The organism is Sinimarinibacterium flocculans, from assembly GCF_003201205.1.
Lineage (GTDB): Bacteria > Pseudomonadota > Gammaproteobacteria > Nevskiales > Nevskiaceae > Solimonas > Solimonas flocculans.
Genome location: NZ_QICN01000021.1, coordinates 1 through 10,818 on the forward strand (window position 1 = coordinate 1; position 10,818 = coordinate 10,818).

Below are 10,818 nucleotides of genomic sequence, written 5' to 3' on the forward strand. Positions count from 1 at the left end.
CCACCATCGACAGCCGCCAAGCTCCGCACAGCGGAGACTGAATCCATCGCTTGAGAATCAAGCGACCACCTGTCCGTGAGAGCGGGTCAACTCCAGACCGAGGAAGAGCTGGCGCTCTTCGATATCCTCACAAAGCCCGAGCCGAAGCTGACCAAGGCTGAGGAGGCCGAGGCCAAGAAGGTTTGCCGTGAATTGCTCGACACACTCAAGCGCGAGAAGCTCATTCTGGACTGGCGCGAGAAGCAGCAGGCCCGGGCGGGCGTGATTCAAACCATCAAGCTCAGTCTTCGCATGCTACCGCCGCCGTTCACACGCGACGTGCGCGAAGAGAAGCAGGCGAGGGCATATGCCCACGTCTACGACCACTACTTCGGAGCAGGGCAGAGCGTATACCAGCCATCGGCGGTAGGTTAGGGGCGCTCCGGTCCTCGGCGATGAGGGCGGGGGTGTCGAAATCCAGAAATTTTTGCGGGCGAAGTTGCGGGGCGATCATGGATGAAGCAACCCCCACCCCACCCCCCCCCCCACATCCCCCGGTGGGGAGGGTGAGGCGGATGACCGGCTGGTCGCTCTGGCAGGTGAAACTCCTCTTTGCCATGCCACGTCGCAGTGGGTCGATCCGAGAGCACCGGGCGTCCGCGGAATCGGAGATCACCGCCACTTAGGCTACTCTCCATCCGGCTGGTGGCAGACGCCGTTGCGCCATGTATGCCACCCGTATACTATGGCCTCTAAGGTGAAGCTAAGGTTCTGTTAGATATCGTGATAGTAGGGACTTAAAATTCCTCGATCTGACGATCATGCCGGTTCGAGTCCGGCCGCGGGCACCACAGGCCGCAGCAGCACGTCATGGACAAGAAAACGCCCCGCTTGAAGCGGGGCGTTTTTCGTCGTGCCGGCGCAAGGGCCGTCAGCGATCCCGGTACTGCGCCTCGACGCGCTCGTCCTGGCCTTTCACATCCACGCAGACGGTGGCGGTGGGGCGGGCAAGCAGGCGAGGGATGCCGATCGGATCGCCGGTCTTTTCGCAATAGCCGTATTCCTTGGCCTCGATGCGGCGCAGGGCGTCGTCGATCTTGCGCAGCAGCAGCGACTCGCGCTCGCGCAGACGCAGGTCGAGCCAGTGCTCTTCCTCCGCGGTTGCGCGGTCGGCAGGGTCGGCGAAGACCTCGCGTTCGTGCAGACGTTCCTTCACGTCCATCTCGCGCTGCAGCACCTCCTGGCGCATCTGCAGCAGACGCCGCCGGAAGAACTCCAGCTGCGCGTCATTCATATAGTCATCGTCGTGCATCCGCTTGAGGTCGTCTTCCGTGAGGTTGAAATCGAACGATGCGGTGCGCGCTTTCTTCGTTGAGCTTTTTGTCACGTGTGATCGGGCAACGGGGGTCGTGGCGACTGCGGATGGCTTGCTGACGCTTTTCGACGTTGTGGGCTTCGACGCAACGGCGCCGGACGGTTTGCCGCCAGCCGGACGAGCAGGCGTCTTGGGCGCGGACTTCTGAACGGCCTTGGCTTTCGCAGTCGGGGACTTCTTGACCGCAGGACCTGCCGAGGGTTTCGTCTTGGCAGCAGGTTTCTTGCCCGCAGGCTTCTTCGTCGATTTGGTGGCAGCGGCGGTCGCCGACGACTTCGCCGCAGGCTTTTTTTGCAGCGCACCCTTGAGCCGGCCGAGCAGGCCGCCAGCTTTGGGCTTGGCCGACGTTGCCTTGCCGGATAAAGCTGTCTTGGATTTCGCTGCCTTCTTCGTTGTCATCGGGCCACCACTTACGCGACGAAGCGGTATGCGCCTCAGCGCAAAGGCCGGCGTTATACACCCCCATGCAGGACCGGTCAATGAATCTCTAGTGCGTCAGTCACTTAACATAATATACATTATGCGCAATGACCCACATGAGACGGATCAAGCGGCAAACTATGCAGAAGCTGACCGAATGGATCCTGAAATCATGCAATCTCCTGAACTCCGCCCTTACAAGCCACGTCAGCCGACGAACGGCTCACGCGGCGGCCCATGGTGGAACGATCCCGCGCTAGTCATCACCGTCGCAGCAGCATCGATCGTCATCGCCGCCACGATCATCTATGTCGGAATCGAGGCCCGCGAACAGCACCAGGCGAACCAGCTTGCGCGCGAACTCGATCAGGCAGCGAAGGCACTGCAGGCAGACATCGAGCAAGACATCCAGCGCCTTCGACAGACCGTCAACGTCGAGAAACCCAAACCGAGCCACAAACTGGAAAATGTCCGCATCCCCGCCAAGACCGTAGAACAGTGCAAGGCGGAGACCGGAGGCGAAATCAACGAACACTTCGCCCGTTGCAGGCGAGGCTACACCGTCACGCAGAGAGTCCCGAACTAAGACCCCGGTAAAAGGGGCATGGCGGACGACGCGGCGGGTCCGGCGCCATAGGCGCCCTGGACCCTTGCATCGCCGCCTTGGCGATCGGTCGAACCCACCGCGGACGACCCACCACCGGACTTACGCGATTCCAGCGCTGAGATCTGGCGCGCATCATCGGCGGCGCGCTGACCCGACCAGTCGAAAGACCCATCTTCGTAGATCTTCATGCAGGTGCGCTGATCCATGCGGATTCGATTGCCCTGCTGATCGTTGCAGCTGCACCAGGGAATCCGGCCGTCGCGATGAATCACCGAGCAGCCCGAGACGTACGGCATCACGCGCGGCTCAACCATCCCCTCATAGAACGGCGCTGACCACGGCAGGCCCGGCACCCGCTCTTCAAACACTCGACGGAGATCCTCGACCGCTTGCGACACCTGAGACGCCGCCTGAGTCGCCTGCGCAGCAGCAACGGCAGCCACATGCGCAGATTGCTCAGACTGAGAGGCAGCGTCCGTGAAGCCACCAATAAGCCGAATGCCGAACAGCACGACAGCAACCAGCGCAACGGCCGCACCAGCCATAAGCGCAATCTTCGTCCAAGGCGGCCGCACGACCTGGGTATGCATGTCCGCCGAGTGATACACCGAGAAGAACTGTTTCGGAAAGGCGCGCGTGCGAAACAGAGCCTGCTTTCGAGCGCCGGGATCATTAATGTCGGTCACCTGCTGCCACTCGAACAGGTTCGAGCGACCGAGCCCGAACGGCCGCACGACATGCACATGCCGACCGACGAGGCGACGCAACCACACGTCGACCAACATCGGATCTTGCGTGATGAAGTAGATATCAACGCCCAAATGGCGATGCGTCGAGAGCTTCGTAACGAACTCCGGTGCATCACCCTTTTGGCGAACCGGGAAGAAGGTCTGAGCCTCATCCACTACCAGCTTCGCGCCGGCCGGCAGCTGATCCCACTTCGTCGGGTCTTCAAACGGCTGCCAGCCTTCGAGCGTGAGGCTCTTAATGTTGGCGTAGTAGATCGGCCGCGCCTGCCCTTTTTCCTTTATCTCGCGCTTGCGCTCCTGCTCCAACTCGTACAGCAGGTTCAGCGTCTTGCCGTGCCCAGGCTTACCCGTCCAAAGAGAGAGCATCACTCACCCCCGTTCGTGACGCCCGGCGTCCCCGCAGCGAAGCGAGGACCGAAGCGAGTCGCGAGACCGTAGGTCACCTTGAACGTCAACGCAGCGAAGAGGATCGACACCGCGTAATCGAAATGCAAGATTTGCAGCATCGTGACCACCACCGAAGGCAGCGATCCATACACCGCCATCAACTCCGCTTCGGCGTAGTCAATGACCGTCGTCGCACCCTGATAGCTGATGAAGGCGAAACCCAAGAAGGTCAGCACCTTTAAGACAGCGGAGATCAGCAGGTACTTTGTTAGAAACGCAAACAGCGAAGCGAGCAGCGGCATAGGTCACCCCTGATTTGTGAACGCAATACGGAAGGCCAGCAGCGTCGACGAGATCACCACGAAGACGCCCAGGTACCGGAAGAACTCGCAGTACACGTCAAACTCGATATCGATCGTTTCACCCATCACCATGATCGACATCGGCGCCGGACAGGCAACGGCCGACATGCCAGGAATCTCGACACCGAACGCGGCCTCGACGTCGACCGACTGGCGCATGCCGTCGAGCATGTCTTGATCGGACTCGCTGATGCCGGCAAGGCCACGCAGTGCATCGCCATCAGCTTTTGAGACATCGAGCGAGCGGCAGGTATCAGACCATTGCTGTCTGAGGATTGCGCAGAACACGGAACCCACGTCGGAGCAGCTAGGCGGATTCTTGCAGTGACCGGAAGCCGTCGCCGTACCTTCGGTCGTGCAGTCTTCATTGAGAGGATCACACTCCCCTTCGCCCTCACCCGGACCCAGACCGTCGCCATGGTTTGATGACGACTCTACGGTGCTCGAACTGTAGTAATTGACTTGCTCGAACTGGAAGCCGAAGCCATCGAGGCCAAAGATTCCGTCCGGGTCACCAGGCTGCCCCGGCGTTCCGTTGTCAGGCTGATCCAGCGCGTCGGCGCCACAGAACAACCCACCGGATTCGGTGCTGATGCAGTCGTGAATCAGCTGCTCCTCAAGGCACTGATATTCGTCATTCACGTAGCCGCAATTGCTTTGCACTTCCGAGACGCACATCCCCGTCGACAGGTGACATGCGCCAGACGTGCCGTCCGGCAAGACTTCCGGATCAGGCTCGACATGCGGAGGGTCGCCAGCAGAGCACTCGATATTGGTTTGAGTCACCGTCCCGGTGACGCTCGACGGAGAGCACGGACCCGGCACGCAGGGGATTTGAATGTAGGGCGCGCCGAACGTGGAAATGCAGCCGTTGAAGCAGAAGCCAGCGCCGCCAACTTCCTCAAAAGAGTCAAACGTCGCTCGAACGGTCTGCGGATCATCACAGTCGCCCGGAGGCGGACCCTCGGTGCATTCAGTAACCGCAGTCGCAAAAACCAAATCCAACGGACTACCACACGACCCCGTCGTGTCGATGCACACCCGAGACCTAACATTAATGTTTTGCCCCGGAGCGCTACCAGCGGGAGACAGATAGGGCGGCTGTTTACCCGTATACGGGCCAGGAATAGTCTCACCCACGTCGACGCCGCACTTATCGAGTATCTCCACCTCAGACAGAACCTCACCCACGATGCAAACGCCAGCAAGGTTGTTATTCACAGTCGACACCCGGTATTCCAGCGCTTCCCCAGGCGGGCACGCTTGCGCGAATACCTCGACAGAGACTGCCAACAACGCGACAACCCACCGCAGCCGGATCATCGCCGACCCCCAAACAGAATTCCGCAGGCGATGAAGAACGTCACCGTCGCATAGATGATCAGAAAGCTTTGCGTATCCATAGCCGACCCCAATGAAAAAGGGCCGCGCAGCATCGCTACGCGGCCCGTTGACGAACCGCGCCTTAGTTGCCGCCAGCGGCGCCGCGAATCCACCGGTAGGCAGCGAACAGCACCGCCACCAGCAGGAACGCCGTTCCGATCGTGCCGAGACCCGGAATCAGCTGACCGTCGATGAAGCCGGTCACGCTCGAAACGTCGATCGTCGGGCCGGTCTGGGCAAGCGCCATCGGCGACGCGAGCACGAGACCGGTAACGACCGGCACCTTTGCGCCATAGCGGCGCGCTGCATTGATGAACTTCATTTCACAACCCTCGAATGCCCCTACGGATACGAACCGCCGAACGCTTAGGGGAGTAGCGATCAGCGGGAACAGCTATCGAGACCGCATGTAGTCCTCAAGCACCCGGAAACCCCAAGCGACAACCCAGACCAGCAGCGACGAGCCGAACAGCACGCCCAGGTCGTTTAGCGTCAGGTCGATCGACGGGGACTCCGGCACATCGAGAAGAACCCACGAACCGGCAGAGTCAGGCGCACAGCCGCCGAACTCATACGCGCCGAGTCCGCCGGTCCGTTCAGAGCGCGTGCCCTCGCACGCGTACACCCACACTTGCGCGGCCCACGTCGGCGACGCGAGGACGATCAGCATCCCAAGGAGAAGCCAACGCAGGCCGCGCACGATCAGGCCACCTTGCGGACGCCTTGCGCCAGCGGCACAAGGTCGCGGAGGGAAAACTCGATCCGACCCCACGAGAAGTTCGCAAAGAGCTTGGACACGTCGAGGGTATAGTCGCCCGCCGGCAAGGGGCTTTCGCCCTTGGCCACCAGCCGAAGCATTTCCTTCGGATACTTGTGGTCAGGCAGATGCACGTAGCAGAGCTGCACGCGGTGCGCCTTGCGGACGATTTCACCGGTTTCCGGATTGACCTTTTCCGCTTTGTTGATTGCATCGCCCGAGGGGATTTCGATCACGATCCCGCCGAGCGCATCCTTCACTTTGTCATTCATCGCTCAACACTCCTGATTGCAGTTTTTCGCTTTGAATCGCGGCCCCCAACTGCTGATAAAGAGCGCGCGCCGCCAAGACGGAGACTTCCGCTTGACACCCGTAAAACGGTGTTTCCACCTCGATCAGCACGAAGCCAGTTCCAGTGCTTGAGGCCCTAACAACGTCTGCCGAATCCTGTTCACGTTGCATTCCGTCACCTTGAGAAATCTCGCTTTGAAGCCATCCCAGTACACGCAGCGCCAAGGCGAGGGATAGAACGCCCCGGTCAGTCGAGAAATGAAGCCGCCGCCTTGTGCGCGATCGCAGATTTCGCCGTGCTGCAGCTGCTCACGCAGCCAGAGCGGCTGACGGCAGAAGCGCAGATGAGCGCGGACTGGCGGCTCAAACCCGCCCGATCCATGAAGGCGAAGTCCCTTTGGGAATTGGTAGTCGCCGCCTTTGCTGACGTACTTGGCGATATACGCAGCAGGATCACGACGCACCCAATCGCGATTTGTTTTACCCCACTTCCACCAGCGTTTGGCGTCGAGCTTTGGGAGAACGCCGGACCCTTTAAGGCCGCGCTTTTCGAGCGCATTGGCGCGACGCTTGAGCGACGGCGGCAGCCAGACCAGCAGGTGGTAATGCACAGCGTCTTTGTCGCCGTTGTTCCAGCGCTGAGGCTGCATTTCAGCAACCCACACAACAGGCAGGCGCCGCACTTTGAGCTTGCGACGCGCCCACATCTGCAGGCTGTTTACGCACTTAGAGACATCGCCCGGACGGACTTTCACGCCGGGCCGAGTCGTCAGGGTGAAGAAGGCAGCGGACCAGCCGGAATGCTTGGCAGCATCACGATGCGCGTTCGCGGCCAGCAAGACGGACTTTCGCAGGCGGTTTAGCCGCGCCTGCTGATGGGTGACCTCGATTGCGTCCGGATCTTCGGCCAGAGCAGCCACTCGCCGCAGCGCGTCGCGCACCGGGTCGGGCTTTGTGTGACTTGTTTCAGAAGAGACAAGTCCAGGCGCCTCCGGCGCCGGGGCCGCATCCTCATAGCTGTAGCAGGCCGCCAATTTGGCCGCCTTCTGGCGCGCTCTACGGGCCGACAGCGGTTCAGAGGGGTCAGGGTAACTTCGAGGCTCAGAAAGGCCGTGAGGACGCGCCCAATGGGCCGGCAGGGGCTTGCCGTTGATGATGGAGCCGTCAGACATCGAGCAGTCCACCGAATGAGGCGAACCACAGCCCGAACGCCAAGGGAGCCAACCCGCCCAGCGGCGTGAGAACCAACAGACCAGTATCGACAATCAGGCAGATCATCGATCGATGACCCGAGCAGAAACAGCAAAAGCGGTTGTGCGGGGAGAAGAAGGAGCAACCACATCAGCCAGGGGAACACCCCGAGGCAGATCGATATGCAAAGGCGAACTGAGCAGGTTTTCCGCGGGGCTTCGCCCCACACCCCGGACAAGCGAATTCACCGACTCGACAGCAGCCAGATCGTCGGAACACAACTCACCGACGTAGATCCGAGTCAGGCGACCTTCCGACCGCTCGCTACGAATGCAGATGACACCCTGAGACGACCGAGAGAACGCGAGCGAGACCTTCACGCCGAAGCCCTCGAACGGACCAGCCGAAGGACGGGCCGGCGCTGGCCGGGCCACTCAGAGAGACGAGCCGAGGGGAGATGCATCTCGCACAGAGCGCGAGCGCAGGCTTGAGCGTGCTTGCGGCACCGGCAGAACGCCGCGTATTGACGACGCTCACCACCTGGACCGTTGTACTGGACCCAGATAGCGAACAGCCCACCTTCGTAGTCAATGCCCGACTGAGCGAACCGGAATCCGTTGTCGAGACGGAGCACATACCCGTCCCTACCCTCGCTTTGAACGATTGCCATAGCCCCTAGCCCCTATAGCGGTTTCGCTATAGCGGCGGACCCTATAGCGAATCCGCTATATGCGCAATCCGATGTAAGGAGCAGACTGCTCGCGCACCAGGGGGCTTAAACCATGGACATATACAACCTTTTAGACGCAGCTAAGAAAAAAACGGGCAGCGACAACAAAACAGCAGGCTTTTTAGAAATTCCGCAATCTTCGATATCCCGTTTGCGAACGGGAAAAGGCCGCATCACGGCAACCCAAATTGCAAAGCTTGCAGACTTAATTGGAGCCGATCCGATTAAGACAATCGGACAAATAGAGGCCCATTGGGCCGCAAAGAAAGAACCGACCTACTGGAAAGGAAAAATCACCACCGTTGCAGCGGCGATATTGATGACCGGGCTATTGGCACCGCAGCCTAGTCATGCCAAGCCGGAAAATACCTTAACACAATCAAAGGACTATACATTATGCACCTTCACGCAGTCGACGAACGGTAAGAGCAACAGCGGACACCCTGCGCGCATTTGCGCGACGATGCCACACGGCCTACCAGCGTTTTCTAAGGGAGACATCATGCGGACTTTGCTTCTGGCAGCCTACGCCGCCACGGCCATGCTGCTAACCACCGCCGCAGCCGCAAAGGACGACGACGCCAAGCAACTCACCGACGCGGCAATCGAAGCCTTAAAAGCCGGACCGGGAAAACTACTCCGAGCAATGGCCGACCTCTCGGATTCAGCCACCGGCGTCGAAGGCCCGACGCCGACGACCATCGCCCCACGAGACACAGGCCCGCGCGAATGGATCGACGGCAAGTCACACCAGGAATGCCTGGCTGAGAACCACGGCCAAGAGAACGTCGTCTATCACCGCTGCCGGCACGGCTACTCAAGGCCAGTTCAGAAATAAAACCGCGCGCCGGCACGCCGCCCAGACTACGGTTGCCACTTTCGATCAGGCCAGCGCGATAACGGGCATCGACGCGGGACCGTCGACCACAGGTTCAGGACCACTGAACTGCGTCGCGATCCCGTCGTCAACGCGGCAACCCCAACCGTAAGATCCATGGCGGCATCCCGCAATGTCCATCCCCACGACGCGCCGGCCGGAAGCCACGTAGACGCGCGACAGCTCAGGCTCAACGTGCGTGATCACCGCGACGAGACGCCACTGCTTTGAAGGCTGCTCGGCCGCTACAGCGATGACACGGCCATCGCGCAACCCCGGAGTAGCAACAGGAACAGGAGAACTCGCAGGAGCCGCCTCCCGATCCAGATCGCCAGAGGCTTCGCCAGCTTGACGGCCTTCGCCGCCAAGGAGCCGAGGCCGGCCCATGCTGATGACGACGCCGAGACACACAGCCACCACGCCCAGCATGAATAGAAGTTTAGGGTTCTTCCAAATCGCAGAACCGGCGCCGGTATCGCGAAACGCTCCGGTCGCAGTGCTGCTGTAGCACTGCCAGACCCACTTCGGGATCCGCTTTCTATGCTGGCTGTAGATGTCGCTCGGGTTTCCATTGTCTTCTGCCAAGTGCATGGACTGCACGAAGCTACCGCGCAGTCCGATGATCGCGAGGTTTTTGTGCTTATAGGCACACTCGCTGGCCGCCCGGATCTCCGGTCGGACTTTCTTGATGTTCGGCGTCGTGAATACGCAGTCCCAATTACCGTGGCGATGCATATCGAAGATCAGACCGACGAACGCCGGGACGTTCTCACCGCTCGGGCTTTCCTCGCTTGGCGGGAATGTCCGGTTTTCAGACAGGTCCAGCCGTCGAGCAATGCCGCGTGTGCCTCGTCGAAGCGCTTGTCGGCGTAACGCAGGAAGATCAGGCCCAGCACGGGCTCGGAGAAGTCCGTCGGCCGCAGGCCGGTGTTGGCCCATAGCTGGTTCGCGGCGGCCCACAGTCGGGTTTCCGCTGCGGCAAGGTCTGCTGCCATGACTCCCCATCGTTTCCTGTTGACGGCCCCACGGCGGGTGGGGTCTAGATCGGGCGGTGAGTATTGGTGATCTGGGGGCTGGCGTCACCAGGAGCGGTGCGAGGCACTAGACACGCGGGCTCAGCGTGCCGTTGCCCCGGCCGGCCTGGCTATCTCCGCATCCCCGCGCCTCTCGTCGGCACCAGATATCGCCATAGAGGCCCCAACGAGACCCCCAGTGCCGCTTTAGAGGCATCGGATAGGGCGAGGTAGCCCCCTTGGACCAAAACGCCGCCAGCGGCCTTATACAGCGCTTTCTGGGATTCGCATCACACCCGGCAGCCCCAACCGCACGGTGAACGACCGCGGCCGTCATCAGGCGCTCGGTTCCCGCCGGCAGCCCAAGGACCGGGAACCGCGACTCAACCCATCTGCCTATAGGCCAAGGTGGCGAGTATCGCACCGAGGAGCGCAGGCCCCACGAGCCGGAGCGGCAGGTGAGATACGAGCCGCCGACCGAGGAGAACAACCGATCAAGGTTGTTTTCCGAGGGGGCCGGCATAGGTATATCCGAGTAACCGACTAGACACGATTAGGTGTCTAGGAGGTTACGAGGTTTCTTTAAGTATCTGGCTATCTTACGACGTTACCCCGTCATTGAGTAGCACGGTGATTTAGAGTCCGACCCAAGACTAGGAGGTCGGACGTGAAGAAGCGGTACAGCGAAGAGCAGATC

General features: G+C 60.7%; 14 protein-coding genes. 3 read left to right on the forward strand and 11 right to left on the reverse strand.

Annotation, left to right across the window (positions count from 1 at the left end; translation table 11 throughout):
* Positions 1-75 precede the first annotated feature (75 nt).
* Positions 76-414 carry a type I restriction enzyme endonuclease domain-containing protein gene (locus tag C8D93_RS19945; protein ID WP_211307443.1) on the forward strand — a complete coding sequence of 113 codons (339 nt, stop codon included), beginning with the start codon at positions 76-78 and terminating at the stop codon, positions 412-414.
* A gap of 496 nt (positions 415-910) precedes the next feature.
* Here the strand turns inward: C8D93_RS19945 and dksA are convergent, their stop codons facing one another.
* A complete protein-coding gene (dksA, locus tag C8D93_RS21200; RefSeq protein WP_245904030.1) occupies positions 911-1,753 on the reverse strand; it encodes an RNA polymerase-binding protein DksA in 843 nt (280 codons plus the stop codon).
* Between the two features lie 178 nt (positions 1,754-1,931).
* Here dksA and C8D93_RS20520 point away from each other — a divergent pair, with 178 nt between their 5' ends.
* Entirely contained in the window at positions 1,932-2,360 is a 429-nt protein-coding gene (locus tag C8D93_RS20520) for a hypothetical protein (protein WP_146216682.1), read from the forward strand.
* Here C8D93_RS20520 and C8D93_RS19960 read toward each other — a convergent pair.
* From C8D93_RS19960 to C8D93_RS20530, 8 genes are all read right to left on the reverse strand, one after another.
* Complete coding sequence (locus C8D93_RS19960) at positions 2,357-3,496, reverse strand: zonular occludens toxin domain-containing protein (protein ID WP_245904033.1); 1,140 nt, start codon at positions 3,494-3,496, stop codon at positions 2,357-2,359. The genes C8D93_RS20520 and C8D93_RS19960 overlap by 4 nt on opposite strands.
* The gene (locus C8D93_RS19965) at positions 3,496-3,819 is read right to left on the reverse strand and encodes a DUF2523 domain-containing protein (protein ID WP_110267020.1); all 324 of its coding nucleotides are present in this window, start codon (positions 3,817-3,819) and stop codon (positions 3,496-3,498) included. The genes C8D93_RS19960 and C8D93_RS19965 overlap by 1 nt, the downstream gene beginning before the upstream one ends.
* Before the next feature lie 3 nt (positions 3,820-3,822).
* Entirely contained in the window at positions 3,823-5,202 is a 1,380-nt protein-coding gene (locus C8D93_RS20525) for a virulence factor TspB C-terminal domain-related protein (RefSeq protein WP_146216683.1), read from the reverse strand.
* 142 nt (positions 5,203-5,344) lie between these two features.
* Complete coding sequence (locus C8D93_RS19975; RefSeq protein WP_110267024.1) at positions 5,345-5,584, reverse strand: major capsid protein; 240 nt, start codon at positions 5,582-5,584, stop codon at positions 5,345-5,347.
* A 72-nt stretch (positions 5,585-5,656) separates the two neighbouring features.
* Complete coding sequence (locus C8D93_RS19980) at positions 5,657-5,932, reverse strand: hypothetical protein (protein ID WP_110267026.1); 276 nt, start codon at positions 5,930-5,932, stop codon at positions 5,657-5,659.
* A 32-nt stretch (positions 5,933-5,964) separates the two neighbouring features.
* Complete coding sequence (locus tag C8D93_RS19985; protein WP_110267028.1) at positions 5,965-6,291, reverse strand: hypothetical protein; 327 nt, start codon at positions 6,289-6,291, stop codon at positions 5,965-5,967.
* Positions 6,284-6,421: a hypothetical protein gene (locus tag C8D93_RS20840; RefSeq protein ID WP_170124146.1), complete on the reverse strand. Its 138-nt coding sequence runs from the start codon at positions 6,419-6,421 to the stop codon at positions 6,284-6,286. The genes C8D93_RS19985 and C8D93_RS20840 overlap by 8 nt, the downstream gene beginning before the upstream one ends.
* Positions 6,415-7,482: a rolling circle replication-associated protein gene (locus C8D93_RS20530; protein WP_146216684.1), complete on the reverse strand. Its 1,068-nt coding sequence runs from the start codon at positions 7,480-7,482 to the stop codon at positions 6,415-6,417. The genes C8D93_RS20840 and C8D93_RS20530 overlap by 7 nt, the downstream gene beginning before the upstream one ends.
* Positions 7,483-8,283: 801 nt before the next feature.
* On the opposite strand from C8D93_RS20530, the gene C8D93_RS20535 reads away from it, so the two are divergent.
* On the forward strand, positions 8,284-9,069 hold the full coding sequence (locus tag C8D93_RS20535; RefSeq protein WP_146216685.1) for a hypothetical protein: 786 nt from the start codon (positions 8,284-8,286) through the stop codon (positions 9,067-9,069).
* A gap of 45 nt (positions 9,070-9,114) precedes the next feature.
* Here the strand turns inward: C8D93_RS20535 and C8D93_RS19995 are convergent, their stop codons facing one another.
* On the reverse strand, positions 9,115-9,843 hold the full coding sequence (locus C8D93_RS19995; protein WP_170124145.1) for a zonular occludens toxin domain-containing protein: 729 nt from the start codon (positions 9,841-9,843) through the stop codon (positions 9,115-9,117).
* Between the two features lie 8 nt (positions 9,844-9,851).
* Positions 9,852-10,103, reverse strand: a complete 252-nt coding sequence (locus C8D93_RS21455; protein ID WP_211307444.1) for a type I restriction-modification system subunit M N-terminal domain-containing protein — start codon at positions 10,101-10,103, stop codon at positions 9,852-9,854.
* Positions 10,104-10,818 lie beyond the last annotated feature (715 nt).

Coding starts and splice junctions, on each gene's coding strand:
- dksA (WP_245904030.1), bottom strand. CDS start 1,753: ATGACAACGAAGAAGGCAGCGAAATCCAAGACAGCTTTATCCGGCAAG.
- C8D93_RS20520 (WP_146216682.1), top strand. CDS start 1,932: ATGGATCCTGAAATCATGCAATCTCCTGAACTCCGCCCTTACAAGCCA.
- C8D93_RS19960 (WP_245904033.1), bottom strand. CDS start 3,496: ATGCTCTCTCTTTGGACGGGTAAGCCTGGGCACGGCAAGACGCTGAAC.
- C8D93_RS19965 (WP_110267020.1), bottom strand. CDS start 3,819: ATGCCGCTGCTCGCTTCGCTGTTTGCGTTTCTAACAAAGTACCTGCTG.
- C8D93_RS20525 (WP_146216683.1), bottom strand. CDS start 5,202: ATGATCCGGCTGCGGTGGGTTGTCGCGTTGTTGGCAGTCTCTGTCGAG.
- C8D93_RS19975 (WP_110267024.1), bottom strand. CDS start 5,584: ATGAAGTTCATCAATGCAGCGCGCCGCTATGGCGCAAAGGTGCCGGTC.
- C8D93_RS19980 (WP_110267026.1), bottom strand. CDS start 5,932: ATGCTGATCGTCCTCGCGTCGCCGACGTGGGCCGCGCAAGTGTGGGTG.
- C8D93_RS19985 (WP_110267028.1), bottom strand. CDS start 6,291: ATGAATGACAAAGTGAAGGATGCGCTCGGCGGGATCGTGATCGAAATC.
- C8D93_RS20530 (WP_146216684.1), bottom strand. CDS start 7,482: ATGTCTGACGGCTCCATCATCAACGGCAAGCCCCTGCCGGCCCATTGG.
- C8D93_RS20535 (WP_146216685.1), top strand. CDS start 8,284: ATGGACATATACAACCTTTTAGACGCAGCTAAGAAAAAAACGGGCAGC.
- C8D93_RS19995 (WP_170124145.1), bottom strand. CDS start 9,843: ATGCATCGCCACGGTAATTGGGACTGCGTATTCACGACGCCGAACATC.
- C8D93_RS21455 (WP_211307444.1), bottom strand. CDS start 10,103: ATGGCAGCAGACCTTGCCGCAGCGGAAACCCGACTGTGGGCCGCCGCG.